Raw genomic sequence first — 14571 nt, 5'->3', positions numbered from 1 at the left:
CGCGAGGGGCTTTTTGTTAGTTCATTTGCACGCCCTTGAGGCGAAACTCGATATTCATCACCAGCCCGGTGCCGGGTTTCCCTGGCTCATAGCGCCATTTGCGCATCGCCGCCTTTACGTCGCGCTCGAACAGATTGCTCGGCTGGGCGGACAGGATCTCTACGTTTTCGACGCGCCCCTCGGGCGTCACGTCAAACTTAACGCGAACATTACCTTCAATGCGCAACTGTTGTGCTCGCGTGGGATACTGCGGCTGGTTACGGCTCAATGCGCGCGGGCCGGAGGGCGCCGCCGCGACCGGCGCGCTGGTCGCCGGAGCGGAATTCATCGCCGGGCGGCTTGGCGTCGTGGCGTTTTCAAACGGCGATGTCGCTCGCGGCTCTACCGGTTTCACCTCACGCTCGGGCTGTTCAACTTTTTTCTCCGGCTTCGGTTTTGGCTTCGGCTTAGGTTTCGGCTTATGGATAACCACCGGCGCCTCTTTCGGCGGTTCCGGCACTACTTCCGGCTCCGGCTCAGGTTCTGCGACCGGCTGCGGCGTCGGCTGTACCGCCTGAGGAGGCTCCAGATCCGCAGGCGCTACCATGCTGACCATGATCGGCTGCGCGGGGGCCGGTAATTCAATAACCTGATGTACCGAGGTGTAAAGCAAACCCGCCACGACGGCACCGTGAATGCCCACAGACAACAGCGTCGGCCACGGAAAACGGCGAGGTAAATCGAGGGTCATTGAAGTCATAATCGTTTCAGTTGAAAAATGATGGGTCGATTTTAAATGCAAATAGCAATCATATTCAATAACGCATCTTAACCTCGGTCAAATTTCCGTGGGAGATGGTGAAAAAAAGCGCAGCGGTGCCGCAGACGCAAAGACAAAAAGATCATAGCATTGCAGTCGTTATCGCTTTCACATACCGTGTTTCGACAATTTACCGATAAGGAACTGCGCCTGTGCTCTATGTGATTTATGCTGAAGATGTCGCCGACTCGCTGGAAAAACGTCTGCCGGTCCGCCCCGCTCACCTCGCGCGTTTGCAATTGCTGCATGATGAAGGCCGTTTGCTGACGGCAGGTCCGCTGCCTGCGGTCGACAGTAACGATCCCGGCGTCGCAGGTTTTACCGGCTCTACGGTCATCGCCGAATTTGAATCGCTTGAAGCGGCTCAGGCCTGGGCAGATGCCGACCCTTACGTCGCGGCAGGCGTTTACAGCAAAGTGGCCGTAAAACCGTACAAAAAAATCTTTTAAGCGGGCGCTTAAAAAAACAATGGGCACCGCCAGCGGTGCCCTTTTTTGCTATTCAGAAATCGTAAATGGCGACCAGCAGTGAATTTCTCTGCCGCTTCACCAGACACTTTCTGATCGCGTGGATGCGGATATTGCGCCGGGACTGCGCTTCCAGCCAACGCGATTTGCGGCGGCTTGCCTGTCTCAGCATGCGCCAACGCCCCACTTCGGTTCGACTACGCTTCATTTCGACATCTCTAAAATGAAAGAGCCGCTATTATAAACCCTTGCCAGACTCTGACCAGCGCTTTTACCGCGTTTTTATTTGCCAGATAAATATGGACGCGTAAACTCATAACAACAGGCTTTCAAAAGGATTTTCTATGACAACCTTCTACACCGTGGTGAGTTGGCTGGTCATTGTGGGGTATTGGTTGTTAATTGCGGGTGTGACCTTACGCATCCTGATGAAACGACGCGCGGTACCTTCAGCGATGGCATGGTTGCTGATCATTTACATTCTGCCGCTGGTCGGGATCATCGCCTACCTCTCCTTTGGCGAGCTGCACCTCGGGAAACGCCGCGCCGAGCGCGCCCGCGCGATGTGGCCCTCGACCGCAAAATGGCTGGCGGATTTAAAAACCTGCAAGCATATTTTTGCGGAAGAAAACAGCCAGGTTGCCTCGTCGCTGTTTAAGCTATGCGAACGACGCCAGGGCATTGCGGGCGTGAAAGGTAACCAGCTGCAGCTGCTGACGGACTCCGACGACGTCATGCAGGCGCTGATCCGCGACGTTCAGCTCGCCCGGCACAATATTGAGATGGTGTTCTATATCTGGCAGCCTGGCGGAATGGCCGACCAGGTGGCGGAGTCGCTGATGGCGGCCGCCCGGCGCGGCGTGCACTGTCGGCTGATGCTGGATTCCGCAGGCAGCGTCGCCTTTTTCCGCAGCCCGTGGGCAGCCATGATGCGTAACGCCGGTATCGATGTCGTTGAAGCGCTGAAGGTTAACCTGATGCGTGTCTTCCTGCGCCGTATGGATCTGCGACAGCACCGCAAGATGGTGATGATCGACAACTATATTGCCTATACCGGCAGTATGAATATGGTCGATCCGCGCTTTTTCAAACAGGATGCCGGGGTCGGCCAGTGGGTTGACCTGATGGCGCGTATGGAAGGGCCAATCGCCACCTCCATGGGCATTGTCTACTCCTGCGACTGGGAAATTGAAACCGGGAAACGTATTTTACCGCCGCCGCCGGACCTCAACATCATGCCCTTCGAAGAGGCCAGCGGTCACACTATCCACACCATTGCCTCCGGGCCGGGCTTCCCGGAGGAGCTAATTCATCAGGCGCTGCTTACCGCCGTCTACTCGGCGCGTGAGTATCTGATAATGACCACCCCCTACTTCGTGCCGAGCGATGACCTGCTGCACGCCATCTGCACCGCCGCCCAGCGCGGCGTTGATGTCAGCATCATCCTGCCCCTGAAGAATGATTCGATGCTGGTCGGCTGGGCGAGCCGCGCCTTTTTCACCGAGCTGCTGGCGGCCGGGGTTAAAATCTATCAGTTTGAGGGCGGGCTGCTGCATACCAAGAGCGTGCTGGTCGACGGCGAGCTAAGTCTTGTCGGCACCGTGAACCTGGACATGCGCAGCCTGTGGCTGAATTTTGAAATCACGCTGGCTATCGATGACGCTGGTTTTGGCGGCGACCTGGCGGCGGTGCAGGATGATTATATCTCCCGCTCTCGCCTGCTGGATGCCCGTTTATGGGTAAAACGCCCGCTCTGGCAGCGCGTCGCTGAGCGACTGTTTTACTTCTTCAGCCCGTTGCTGTAAAACGTGGCCCATCAGATGTTAAAACAGGTAGTCATCATGGATATGGATTTAAACAATCGCCTGACCGAAGACGAAACACTCGAGCAGGCTTACGATATCTTTCTCGAACTGGCGGCCGATAACCTCGACCCTGCCGATATTATTCTGTTTAATCTGCAGTTCGAAGAGCGCGGCGGCGCCGAGCTTTTCGATCCGGCGGAAGACTGGCAGGAGCATGTTGATTTCGACCTGAACCCCGACTTTTTCGCTGAGGTCGTGATCGGCCTTGCGGATACCGACGGCGGCGAAATTAACGATATCTTCGCCCGCGTGCTGCTGTGCCGGGAAAAAGATCACAAGCTCTGCCACATTCTGTGGCGTGAGTAAGAAGAAGGCTGCGCAGGCAGCCTTTTTTATGCGTTATTCTGCAAGCGCGCCGCCGCAGGCTTTACAGTAGCGGGCGTCATCCTCATGTCCGATATGACGGCAGTGCGGACACGCCCGCGACTGCCGCCGGCTGTTGAGCTCTGCGCTCATGTGAGACGTAATCAGCCCCGTTGGGATCGCAATCAGCGAATAACCAATCAGGATAAGAATCGATGCAATAGTTCTTCCGGCCGCCGTATGCGGCGTGATGTCGCCGTATCCCACCGTTGAAACCGTCACTATCGCCCAGTAAACCGAAGCATTAAGCGTGGTAAACCCATACTGCGGCCCTTCGATTCCGTACATTAGCGCGCCAAAGACGATCATCATGACCGCGATAAAGGCGTAGAACAGAATCAGCTGCTGCCGGGCGCGGGCAATCGCGCGCCATAAAATCATCAGCGACGGCATAAAGCGCAGTACTTTGAGGATCCGCAGCACGCGTACCGCCCGCATGGCCCGCCAGGCAAAAAGGTAATGAATGCCGATTTCCGGCCACAGCCAAAGAACATACAGCGGCAGGACAGTGGCCAAATCAATAAATCCCCAGAAGCTGAAGACGTAATTCGCCGGTTTTGGCCAGCAAAGGACTCTCAGAATATATTCAAACGTGAAGACCAGCGTGACGAAAATTTCCAACCAGACGAAGGCGTGCCACTCCTCGAACGTCAGATGATATTGCGTGCCAATACCGGATTCGATAAAAATCAGCACGACGCTAAAGAGCGCAAACAGCGCGAAGAAGGCCTCAACGCGGCGGCCGGAGCGGGTTCGTTGATCGAATAGCCGTCGGTAAACACGCTGGCGAAACGATGTGGTAGCGGTAGGCACAATAACCTCACAAAAAAAAGGGCTGACAACCGTCAGCCCGTGAGATTATAACGGGTCAACCTTCAGACAGGAAACCGCATGACGGAAACTGCCTTCCAGCAGCGGACGCGTTTTGGCGCATTCCGGCCCGGCAATCGGACAGCGCGTGCGGAATACGCAGCCCGACGGCGGATTGATAGGCGACGGTAGCTCCCCTTCCAGCAGCTGGATCGTTTTATTTTTCTCCAGATCCGGATCCGGAATCGGCACCGCCGACATCAGCGCTTTGGTATAAGGGTGCAGCGGATTATGGTAAACCTCGTCGTAGGTTCCCAGCTCCACCGCATGCCCCAGATACATCACCAGCACGCGATCGGAGATATGCTTCACCACCGCCAGATCGTGAGCGATGAAGATAAGCGACAGCCCCATCTCGCGCTGCAGCTGCTGCAGCAGGTTAACCACCTGCGCCTGAATAGACACATCAAGCGCCGAGACTGGCTCATCGCAAATAATCAGCTTCGGCTCAAGGATCAGCGCGCGCGCGATGCCGATACGCTGGCACTGGCCGCCGGAAAACTCGTGCGGATAGCGGTTGATAAGGTTCGGCAGCAGGCCGACCTTCATCATCATCGCCTTCACGCGATCGCGAACTTCCTGGCGCGACATCGACGGATGATAGGTGCGCAGCGGTTCGGCGATGATCTCGCCGATGGTCATACGCGGGTTAAGCGAGGCCAGCGGATCCTGGAAAATCATCTGAATATCGCTGCGAACTTCGCGCCACTCGGCGGGCTTCAGCCCCATCAGATCCTTGCCAAGCCATGCGACTTTACCCTCGGTGGCCTTCACCAGGCCGATAATCGCGCGGGCAAAGGTCGATTTTCCGCAGCCGGACTCGCCCACCACGCCCAGCGTTTCGCCTTCATACAGGCGCAGCGTTACGCCATCCACCGCCTTCAGCGTTTTCGACGGCTGCCAGAACCACTGCTTACCGTCTTTGATGTCAAAGTGAACTTTGAGATCGGCAATTTCCAGCAGTACTTTTCGTTGTTCAGTCACGGCGTTCATATCAGATCCCCCACCGGTTTAAAGCAGGCGCGTAAACGGCCAGGCGCAAACGCCTCCAGAGGCGGAGCACTATTACAGATTTCAGTCGCATGCGGGCAGCGCGGCTGGAACGGACAGCCTTTCGGCAGGCGCAACAGGTTCGGCGGGTTGCCCGGAATGGTCAGCAGCGCCTCGCCTTCGGCATCCAGACGCGGCACCGCGTTGAGCAGACCAATTGAATACGGGTGCGCCGGATGATAGAACACGTCGCGCGCCTGGCCATACTCCATGGTGCGTCCGGCATACATCACCAGCACTTTGTCGCAGATACCGGCGACGACGCCAAGGTCATGGGTGATCATAATAATGGCGGTGTTGAATTCGCGCTTAAGCTCGTTCAGCAGCGTCATGATTTGCGCCTGAACGGTGACGTCCAGCGCAGTGGTCGGCTCATCGGCGATCAGCAGCTTCGGCCGACACAGCAGCGCCATAGCGATCATCACGCGCTGGCGCATCCCGCCGGAGAACTCGTGCGGGAACATGCGCATACGCTTACGCGCTTCCGGCATTTTCACCGCATCAAGCATTTTGACCGACTCTTCAAACGCCTCGGCTTTTCCCATGCCTTTATGCAGCATCAGCACTTCCATCAGCTGCTCGCCCACCCGCATGTACGGGTTCAGCGAGGTCATCGGGTCCTGGAAAATCATGGAGATCTGCTCGGCGCGCAGCTTATTCAGCTCATGCTCGGGCAAATTCAGGATCTGACGGCCGTTGAAGGTCGCCGAACCACCGATAACGCCGTTCGCCGCCAGCAGCCCCATCAGCGCAAACGCGGTCTGGGACTTACCGGAGCCGGACTCTCCGACGATCCCCAGCGTTTCGCCCGCATTGAGGCTAAAATTGAGATCGTTCACCGCCGTGACGTCGCCATCCGGGGTTTTAAAGGTCACGCGCAGGTCTTTAACATCCAGCAGCAGGCCGGATTTTTGTTGTGCAGGCGCGTTCACCATGTCAATCGTACTCATGGCTGTACTCCTTAGCGGTCTTTCGGGTCGAGGGCATCACGCAGGCCGTCGCCGATAAAGTTGAAACAGAACAGGGTAACCACCAGGAAACCTGCCGGGAACAGCAGCAGCCACGGAGAAACCTCCATAGAGTTAGCGCCATCGCTCAGCAATGCGCCCCAGCTGCTGAGCGGCTCCTGGGTACCCAGACCGAGGAAGCTCAGAAACGATTCAAACAGGATCATGCTCGGCACCAGCAGCGAAGCGTACACCACCACCACGCCAAGCACGTTCGGGACAATGTGGCGAACCACAATGCTACCGGTCGACACGCCGCCGACCTGGGCTGCTTCAATAAACTCTTTACGCTTAAGGCTCAGCGTCTGACCACGAACGATACGCGCCATATCCAGCCAGGAGACCATCCCGATCGCAACGAAGATCAGCAGGATGTTCTGACCGAAGAAGGTGACCAGCAGAATCACGAAGAACATGAACGGGAAGGAGTTAAGGATTTCAAGCAGACGCATCATCACCGAGTCAACTTTACCGCCCAGGTAGCCGGACAGCGAGCCATACAGGGTGCCGACAATCACCGCCACCAGCGCGGCGGCAATCCCGACCATCAGAGAGATACGTCCCCCGATGGCGACGCGCACCAGCAGGTCGCGGCCGGAGGAGTCCGTGCCAAAATAGTGGCCTGACGCCATATCCGGCGCGCTGGACATCATGCCCCAGTCGGTATCGAAATAGGTAAATTGCGACACGATCGGCGCCAGCGTGACGAACAGGGCGATGATAACCAGCATGACCAGACTGGCGACCGCAGCGCGGTTATGCATAAAGCGACGGCGGGCATCCTGCCAGAGACTACGACCTTCGACTTCCAGTTTTTCACTGAAGTGTTCCAGCGCCTCGCTGTTTTTCTTACTCAACATCATGGCGAACTCCAGTATCAGTATCGAATTTTCGGATCGATAACGGCATACAGCACGTCAACAATCGCATTGAACAGAATGGTCAGCGTGCCGACCAGAATGGTCAGGCTCAGCACCAGCGAGTAGTCGCGGTTAAGCGCGCCGTTGACGAACAGCTGCCCGATACCCGGCAGGCCATAGATGGTTTCGATAACCATTGAGCCGGTAATAATCCCGACGAACGCCGGCCCCATATAGGAGAGCACCGGCAGCAGCGCGGGTTTCAGCGCGTGGCGGAAAATAATGCGGCGCATCGGCAGACCTTTTGCCCGCGCGGTACGGATAAAGTTGGAGTGCAGCACTTCAATCATCGAGCCGCGGGTAATACGCGCGATACTGGCAATATAGGCCAGTGAGAGCGCCACCATCGGCAGGATCATGAACTTCAGCGCCCCGCCGTTCCATCCGCCTCCCGGCAACCAGTGCAGCGTGATGGCGAATATCATCACCAGTAATGGCGCGACCACAAAACTGGGTATGACGACCCCGGTCATTGCCACCCCCATGACGGAATAATCCCAGATAGTATTTTGCTTCAGCGCGGCAATAACCCCGGCGGCCACGCCGATAACGACGGCGAGGAAGAATGCCGCGGCACCCAATTTTGCAGAGACCGGAAAGCTTGTCGCCACCAGGTCGTTGACGGAATAGTCTTTATATTTAAAAGAAGGCCCGAAATCTCCCTGCGCCAGCTGCTTCAGATAATTGAAGTACTGGACGCTCATCGGGTCGTTCAGGTGATATTTTGCTTCAATGTTCGCCATAACCTCTGGCGGCAGCGTACGTTCGCCCGTAAAAGGACTCCCCGGTGCGAGACGCATCATGAAGAAGGAAATCGTAATAAGAATGAACAGCGTCGGAATAGCTTCCAGACAGCGACGTAATATAAATTTCAACATTGCCCGTACCTTCTGGCGTGTGCCTTTACCCGCGGTCTTTCGCTATAACAAAAGACCGCGTGTGATAGTGCGATGAAATAAGACACAGTGGGGCCGCCGTCGGCCGCCCCACGTATTGCCATCAATGCTTAATGATGTACAGATCTTTGGTATAGATGTTGTCCATCGGATCTTTACCGGTATAACCGCCGACCCATGGTTTCACCAGGCGGGCGTTAACGTAGTAATAAACCGGAACGATGGCGGAATCTTTACCCAGCTGCTGTTCGGCTTTGTCGTACAGCGCGGTACGCTGCGCTTCGTCAGTCACCTGCAGCGTCTGCTTCATGATCTCATCGAACGCCGGGCTCTTATAATGTGCGGTGTTCATTGAGCTGTCAGACAGCATGGTGTTCAGGAAGGAGGTCGGTTCGTTGTAGTCCGCACACCAGCCAGCGCGCGCCACGTCGTAGGTACCCTGATGACGGGTATCGAGGAAGGTTTTCCACTCCTGGTTGACCAGCTTAACGTCAACGCCGAGGTTTTTCTTCCAGATTGAGGCCGCGGCAATGGCCAGTTTTTTGTGCAGATCGGAGGTGTTATACAGCAGGTTGAAGGTCAGCGGCTTGTCTGCGGTATAACCCGCTTCGGCCAGCAGCTTCTTCGCTTCTTCGTTGCGTTTTTCCTGCGACCAGCTGAACCACTCCGGTTTGGTCAGCTTCGCGCCATCGGTGTACGGCGGGGTATAACCAAAGGCCGGCAGGTCGCCCTGCGCTTTGACTTTGTTCACGATGATGTCGCGATCCAGGCCCAGCTTCAGCGCAGTACGGACGCGCGCGTCGGTAAACGGTGCTTTCTGGTTGTTGATCTCATAGTAGTAGGTGCACAGATACGGATCGACGTGAACTTCCGTTGGAATCTCTTTTTTCAGCTTCTGGAACAGTTCGATCGGCAGGTTGTTATAGGTCATGTCGATTTCGCCGCTGCGGTAGCGGTTAACGTCTGTCACTTCAGAAGAGATTGGCAGATAGGTAATCTGGTCGATAACGGTTTTCTTGTTATCCCAGTAATTCGGGTTGCGCTCCATTACGATGCGCTCGTTAACCACCCAGTCTTTCAGCTTATAAGCGCCGTTGGTGACGATATTGGCAGGCTGGGTCCATTTTTCACCGAATTTTTCGATGGCCGGTTTATAAACCGGAGACATTGCCGGGTTAACCAGCAGCTTGTAGAAATAAGGAACCGGCTCGCTCAGGGTCACTTCCAGAGTATGATCGTCGACAGCTTTTACGCCAAGATCGGTTGCCGGTTTTTTGCCTTCGATAATTTCATCGACGTTCAGAATGTGGCCGTACTGCGGATAGCTTGCATACGGGGACGCGGTTTTCGGATCCACCAGACGCTGCCAGCTATAAACGAAATCTTGCGCGGTGACGGGCTCGCCGTTGGACCATTTAGCATCTTTGCGCAGATGGAAGGTCCAGACTTTAAAATCTTTGTTGTCCCAGCTTTCCGCCACGCCCGGAATCGGGTGGCCGTCTTTGGTAGAGGTAATCAGTAAGCCTTCAAAGAGATCGCGGCTTACGTTCGCTTCCGGCACGCCTTCAATTTTATTCGGGTCTAACGACTGCGGTTCCGCGCCGTTATTACGAATCATCGTCTGCTTATCCGCCAGATTAACACCGGCAGGCACGTCAGCCGCCATTGCGCTTCCTGCGATAAGTGCAGCCAGAACGCCGGCTGCAATAAGGCTTTTTTTTGTGATGATGGACATTGTGTTGGTACCCCGCTCATTATAATTACTGGTTATTTGACCAGCCTGTTTAATCCCCTAAGGGTTGCTGAACAGTGCAGGAGCTAATGCAACTGTCAGTTCTTGTACTACCGCTATCACCGACTTCTTTATTACGGTTGCTCTTTATTTGGCATCCTTACGTCGATTCTTTCATTCATCCCCCCTGTCGGGACGAACTTTATTCTTTTCATGCCGGGAGATTCATTTGAAAACTATTCTCATCTCCGGTCTTCTGTAGTGAAATGTCTGGCCGGAAAGTATCAAATGACTTTCTTTACCGCCAATACATTTTGCAAATTTGTTAAGCAATTCTCTTTTGTCGTATCTTCTTCATATGAAAGCAAGTTTCAGCGACGCTGCAAACAATAAAATATCATTTCGAAATCAACACGATAGATAAGATGACTCTCCCCTGCCCGCGGCAGCTGTCGCGATGTGCGTTTTTTGTACAAAAAATTAACAATTGGTTATTATTTAGCACATTCCACTGCTCGAGCGGTGAAATTACTAATATCATTTCAATTATCGCTCGGCAAGCGTAAGAGTATCACGTGAATAAAATAACACGGCGGGGGCAATAATTGCTGAGCGATGACGGGATTAACAAGATGATATTTATAGTATTTTACGGCGCTGGCACGATAAGATGCTTTAGCCGTAGTTAAACTTTATTGATATGATTTGCTAATAATGACGCACTCCAGCGAGAGGTATCCCGCTGGAATCCCGGTTTAACCGACAAGACCTGGAAAAATCGATTTAATCCCGGTGACGATGAACTCAATGCCCAGCGCCATCAGCAGCAGACCCATGATACGGGTAATAACGTTGATCCCCGTCTGCCCGAGCAGGCGCACCAGCCACGGCGCAATGCGAAACAATCCCCAACAGCAGGCGGCGAAAATAGCAATCGCCACAGAGAAACCCAGCAGGTGCGCCAGGTTGTTATAACGCGTTCCCCAGACGATGGTCGAACTGATAGCGCCCGGCCCCGCCATCAGCGGTAGCGCCAGAGGAACGACGCCAACGCTTTCGCGGATCGCCGTTTCCGACTTCTCCTGCTTGTTCTGTTTATCTTCCCCCAGCTTGCCGCTTATCATCGACATGGCAATCGTCACCACCAGGATGCCGCCCGCAATGCGGAAGGAATCGATGGAGATACCGAACAGCTGAAGGATACCGTCTCCGAGAAACAGCGACGTCCAGAGAATAATGGCGACGGACAGGTTGGCGGTAAGGTTGGTTTTGTTGCGGGCAGGCGCCGACTGGTAGCTGGTCATACTGATGAAGACCGGAATGATGCCTACCGGGTTCACCAATGCAAACAACCCAATGAAAAACTTAACATAAGTGGGAAAATCAAACAAAGTTTGAATCACGGTTAGCCCCGCAAACTCATCAAAAATGGTCGTTGACGAAAAGGAATAATGAAATCCGCGCTGAAGATACGCTTTTTATCGGCATTCTTCACGCTAAATCTGCTAAAAACGCTGTCATTACACGCTGTTATGTATTTGTATGAATTATGCTAATGTTACCCCCGGACTTGAGCACGATCTTTTAACACTTGATACAAATCGCTAAAACGGGCCTGCTGAAAGGTGTCAGCTTGGGGTAATCTTGATTTAGATCACGTAATTCATACTCAGAAGTGAGTAATCTTGATTCCGCCATCAGAGGGTATCCTGATGTCCCCAGGAGTAATGGGAAGGCTCGTTTAGTAAGTCAGTGAATCGAAGGTCGTGAGTGACCTGTTATTTTCAAGGCTCTTGCGCAAGCTGCATACGGTCTGTCTATACTGACGTATCGCGCAGTTGATTTACTAAAAAAGTTTAACATTATCCAGGAGAGCATTATGGCTGTTACTAATGTCGCTGAACTTAACGCACTCGTCGAGCGCGTAAAAAAAGCCCAGCGTGAATATGCCAATTTCACCCAAGAACAGGTTGATAAAATCTTCCGCGCGGCCGCTCTGGCTGCTGCAGATGCTCGAATCCCTCTCGCTAAAATGGCCGTTGCCGAATCCGGCATGGGTATCATCGAAGATAAAGTGATCAAAAACCACTTTGCTTCTGAGTATATCTACAACGCCTATAAAGATGAGAAAACCTGCGGCGTGCTGTCTGTAGACGACACCTTCGGCACCATCACCATCGCAGAACCTATCGGCATCATCTGCGGTATCGTTCCAACAACTAACCCGACCTCCACGGCTATCTTCAAATCGCTGATCAGCCTGAAGACCCGTAACGCCATTATCTTCTCCCCGCATCCGCGTGCTAAAGACGCTACCAACAAAGCGGCAGATATCGTTCTGCAGGCGGCAATCGCAGCGGGTGCGCCGAAAGACCTGATTGGCTGGATCGATCAACCTTCCGTTGAGCTGTCCAACGCGCTGATGCACCACCCTGACATTAACCTGATTCTGGCCACCGGTGGCCCGGGCATGGTTAAAGCAGCATACAGCTCCGGTAAACCAGCAATCGGCGTAGGCGCAGGCAACACCCCTGTTGTTATCGACGAAACGGCAGATATCAAACGTGCGGTGGCTTCCGTACTGATGTCTAAAACCTTCGACAACGGCGTTATCTGTGCTTCCGAGCAGTCCGTTGTTGTTGTTGATTCCGTCTACGACGCAGTGCGCGAGCGTTTCGCCACCCACGGCGGCTACATGCTGCAGGGCAAAGAGCTGAAAGCCGTTCAGGACATCATCCTGAAGAATGGCGCGCTGAACGCCGCTATCGTAGGCCAGCCTGCGTACAAAATCGCCGAACTGGCTGGTTTCTCCGTACCAGAAACCACTAAGATTCTGATTGGCGAAGTGAAAGTCGTTGACGAAAGCGAGCCGTTTGCTCACGAGAAACTGTCTCCGACGCTGGCTATGTACCGCGCGAAAGATTTCGATGACGCGGTAGAGAAAGCAGAGAAGCTGGTCGCCATGGGCGGTATCGGCCATACCTCTTGCCTGTACACCGACCAGGACAACCAGCCAGAACGCGTCGCTCACTTCGGTCAGAAGATGAAAACTGCGCGTATCCTGATCAACACCCCGGCTTCTCAGGGTGGTATCGGTGACCTGTACAACTTCAAACTCGCACCTTCCCTGACTCTGGGTTGTGGTTCCTGGGGTGGTAACTCCATCTCTGAAAACGTTGGTCCGAAACACCTGATCAACAAGAAAACCGTTGCTAAGCGAGCTGAAAACATGTTGTGGCACAAACTTCCGAAATCTATCTACTTCCGTCGTGGCTCACTGCCAATCGCGCTGGATGAAGTGATTACCGATGGTCACAAACGCGCGCTGGTCGTAACTGACCGCTTCCTGTTCAACAACGGCTACGCGGATCAGATAACCTCCGTGCTGAAAGCGGCTGGCGTTGAAACCGAAGTGTTCTTCGAAGTTGAAGCGGACCCAACGCTGTCTATCGTTCGTAAAGGCGCCGAGCTCGCTAACTCCTTCAAACCGGACGTTATCATCGCGCTGGGCGGTGGTTCCCCGATGGATGCGGCGAAAATCATGTGGGTAATGTATGAGCACCCGGAAACCCACTTCGAAGAACTGGCGCTGCGCTTTATGGACATCCGTAAACGTATCTACAAGTTCCCGAAAATGGGCGTGAAAGCGAAAATGGTCGCTGTCACCACCACTTCCGGTACCGGTTCTGAAGTTACGCCGTTTGCGGTCGTTACCGATGATGCTACCGGTCAGAAATACCCGCTGGCTGACTACGCGCTGACCCCGGACATGGCGATCGTTGACGCCAACCTGGTGATGGATATGCCGAAGTCCCTGTGCGCATTCGGTGGTCTGGATGCGGTAACGCACGCGCTGGAAGCTTACGTTTCCGTACTGGCCTCTGAGTTCTCTGACGGTCAGGCTCTGCAGGCGCTGAAGCTGCTGAAAGAAAACCTGCCTGCGTCCTACCACGAAGGGTCTAAAAACCCGGTAGCGCGTGAGCGTGTTCACAGTGCCGCCACCATCGCCGGTATCGCGTTTGCCAACGCCTTCCTGGGCGTATGTCACTCCATGGCGCACAAGCTGGGTTCTCAGTTCCACATTCCTCACGGTCTGGCGAACGCCCTTCTGATCAGCAACGTTATTCGCTATAACGCCAACGACAACCCGACCAAGCAGACTGCATTCAGCCAGTATGACCGTCCGCAGGCTCGTCGTCGCTATGCCGAAATCGCTGACCATCTGGGTCTGAGCGCACCGGGTGACCGTACTGCGGCGAAGATTGAGAAACTGCTGGCATGGCTGGAAAGCGTTAAAGCTGAACTGGGCATTCCGAAGTCTATCCGCGAAGCGGGCGTTCAGGAAGCAGACTTCCTGGCACACGTAGACAAACTGTCTGAAGATGCGTTTGACGACCAGTGCACCGGCGCCAACCCGCGTTACCCGCTGATCTCCGAGCTGAAACAGATCCTGCTGGATACTTACTACGGCCGTGAGTTCAAAGAAGGTGAAACGGTAGCGGTGAAGGCAGAAGCCGCACCGGCTAAAGCTGACAAGAAAGCGAAGAAAAGCGCCTGATTGACAGCCTGATAAAAAAACCCGCCTGATGGCGGGTTTTTTAT

At 54.4% G+C, this 14571-nt stretch carries 13 protein-coding genes; 4 read left to right on the top strand and 9 right to left on the bottom strand.

Translation table 11 applies throughout. From position 1 onward, the window contains the following. Window positions 1-16 precede the first annotated feature (16 nt). Window positions 17-730: a TonB system transport protein TonB gene (gene tonB / locus ENTCL_RS10400; RefSeq protein WP_013366077.1), complete on the bottom strand. Its 714-nt coding sequence runs from the start codon at window positions 728-730 to the stop codon at window positions 17-19. A 221-nt stretch (window positions 731-951) separates the two neighbouring features. On the opposite strand from tonB, the gene ENTCL_RS10395 reads away from it, so the two are divergent. Next, window positions 952-1248 (top strand): YciI family protein, encoded by a 297-nt coding sequence (locus tag ENTCL_RS10395; RefSeq protein ID WP_013366076.1) that lies wholly within the window; start codon window positions 952-954, stop codon window positions 1246-1248. Window positions 1249-1300: 52 nt separating this feature from the next. Here the strand turns inward: ENTCL_RS10395 and ENTCL_RS23655 are convergent, their stop codons facing one another. Next, window positions 1301-1474 carry a YciY family protein gene (locus ENTCL_RS23655; RefSeq protein WP_013366075.1) on the bottom strand — a complete coding sequence of 58 codons (174 nt, stop codon included), beginning with the start codon at window positions 1472-1474 and terminating at the stop codon, window positions 1301-1303. Between the two features lie 136 nt (window positions 1475-1610). Here ENTCL_RS23655 and cls point away from each other — a divergent pair, with 136 nt between their 5' ends. Continuing rightward, the gene (gene cls / locus ENTCL_RS10390; protein WP_013366074.1) at window positions 1611-3071 is read left to right on the top strand and encodes a cardiolipin synthase; all 1461 of its coding nucleotides are present in this window, start codon (window positions 1611-1613) and stop codon (window positions 3069-3071) included. 36 nt (window positions 3072-3107) lie between these two features. Beyond that, window positions 3108-3437 (top strand): HI1450 family dsDNA-mimic protein, encoded by a 330-nt coding sequence (locus ENTCL_RS10385; RefSeq protein ID WP_013366073.1) that lies wholly within the window; start codon window positions 3108-3110, stop codon window positions 3435-3437. 33 nt (window positions 3438-3470) lie between these two features. Here ENTCL_RS10385 and ENTCL_RS10380 read toward each other — a convergent pair whose 3' ends face one another. From ENTCL_RS10380 to ENTCL_RS10350, 7 genes are all read right to left on the bottom strand, one after another. Further along, window positions 3471-4307: an ion transporter gene (locus tag ENTCL_RS10380; RefSeq protein WP_013366072.1), complete on the bottom strand. Its 837-nt coding sequence runs from the start codon at window positions 4305-4307 to the stop codon at window positions 3471-3473. Window positions 4308-4352: 45 nt separating this feature from the next. Further along, window positions 4353-5357, bottom strand: coding sequence for a murein tripeptide/oligopeptide ABC transporter ATP-binding protein OppF (gene oppF, locus ENTCL_RS10375; protein ID WP_013366071.1), 1005 nt, complete (start codon window positions 5355-5357; stop codon window positions 4353-4355). Further along, window positions 5354-6364, bottom strand: coding sequence for an ABC transporter ATP-binding protein (gene oppD, locus ENTCL_RS10370; RefSeq protein ID WP_013366070.1), 1011 nt, complete (start codon window positions 6362-6364; stop codon window positions 5354-5356). Before oppD ends, oppF begins: the two co-directional genes overlap by 4 nt. Window positions 6365-6375: 11 nt before the next feature. After that, window positions 6376-7284 (bottom strand): oligopeptide ABC transporter permease OppC, encoded by a 909-nt coding sequence (gene oppC, locus ENTCL_RS10365; RefSeq protein WP_013366069.1) that lies wholly within the window; start codon window positions 7282-7284, stop codon window positions 6376-6378. Between the two features lie 14 nt (window positions 7285-7298). Continuing rightward, window positions 7299-8219 carry an oligopeptide ABC transporter permease OppB gene (oppB, locus tag ENTCL_RS10360; RefSeq protein WP_013366068.1) on the bottom strand — a complete coding sequence of 307 codons (921 nt, stop codon included), beginning with the start codon at window positions 8217-8219 and terminating at the stop codon, window positions 7299-7301. A gap of 121 nt (window positions 8220-8340) precedes the next feature. Beyond that, window positions 8341-9972: an oligopeptide ABC transporter substrate-binding protein OppA gene (gene oppA, locus ENTCL_RS10355; RefSeq protein WP_013366067.1), complete on the bottom strand. Its 1632-nt coding sequence runs from the start codon at window positions 9970-9972 to the stop codon at window positions 8341-8343. A gap of 752 nt (window positions 9973-10724) precedes the next feature. Further along, on the bottom strand, window positions 10725-11372 hold the full coding sequence (locus tag ENTCL_RS10350; protein WP_013366066.1) for a YchE family NAAT transporter: 648 nt from the start codon (window positions 11370-11372) through the stop codon (window positions 10725-10727). 476 nt (window positions 11373-11848) lie between these two features. Between ENTCL_RS10350 and adhE the strand changes: the two genes are divergently transcribed. After that, entirely contained in the window at window positions 11849-14527 is a 2679-nt protein-coding gene (gene adhE, locus ENTCL_RS10345) for a bifunctional acetaldehyde-CoA/alcohol dehydrogenase (RefSeq protein ID WP_013366065.1), read from the top strand. Window positions 14528-14571 lie beyond the last annotated feature (44 nt).

The organism is [Enterobacter] lignolyticus SCF1 (genome assembly GCF_000164865.1).
Taxonomy (GTDB): domain Bacteria; phylum Pseudomonadota; class Gammaproteobacteria; order Enterobacterales; family Enterobacteriaceae; genus Enterobacter_B; species Enterobacter_B lignolyticus.
The sequence above is the reverse complement of the archived record's forward strand: the minus strand, read 5'-3'. Positions and strand labels throughout refer to the sequence as shown.

What these genes read in the sequence shown, in the direction of transcription:
- tonB (WP_013366077.1), bottom strand. Translation starts at nt 730, where the DNA reads ATGACCCTCGATTTACCTCGCCGTTTTCCGTGGCCGACGCTGTTGTCT.
- ENTCL_RS23655 (WP_013366075.1), bottom strand. Translation starts at nt 1,474, where the DNA reads ATGAAGCGTAGTCGAACCGAAGTGGGGCGTTGGCGCATGCTGAGACAG.
- cls (WP_013366074.1), top strand. Translation starts at nt 1,611, where the DNA reads ATGACAACCTTCTACACCGTGGTGAGTTGGCTGGTCATTGTGGGGTAT.
- ENTCL_RS10385 (WP_013366073.1), top strand. Translation starts at nt 3,108, where the DNA reads ATGGATATGGATTTAAACAATCGCCTGACCGAAGACGAAACACTCGAG.
- oppF (WP_013366071.1), bottom strand. Translation starts at nt 5,357, where the DNA reads ATGAACGCCGTGACTGAACAACGAAAAGTACTGCTGGAAATTGCCGAT.
- oppD (WP_013366070.1), bottom strand. Translation starts at nt 6,364, where the DNA reads ATGAGTACGATTGACATGGTGAACGCGCCTGCACAACAAAAATCCGGC.
- oppC (WP_013366069.1), bottom strand. Translation starts at nt 7,284, where the DNA reads ATGATGTTGAGTAAGAAAAACAGCGAGGCGCTGGAACACTTCAGTGAA.
- oppB (WP_013366068.1), bottom strand. Translation starts at nt 8,219, where the DNA reads ATGTTGAAATTTATATTACGTCGCTGTCTGGAAGCTATTCCGACGCTG.
- oppA (WP_013366067.1), bottom strand. Translation starts at nt 9,972, where the DNA reads ATGTCCATCATCACAAAAAAAAGCCTTATTGCAGCCGGCGTTCTGGCT.
- adhE (WP_013366065.1), top strand. Translation starts at nt 11,849, where the DNA reads ATGGCTGTTACTAATGTCGCTGAACTTAACGCACTCGTCGAGCGCGTA.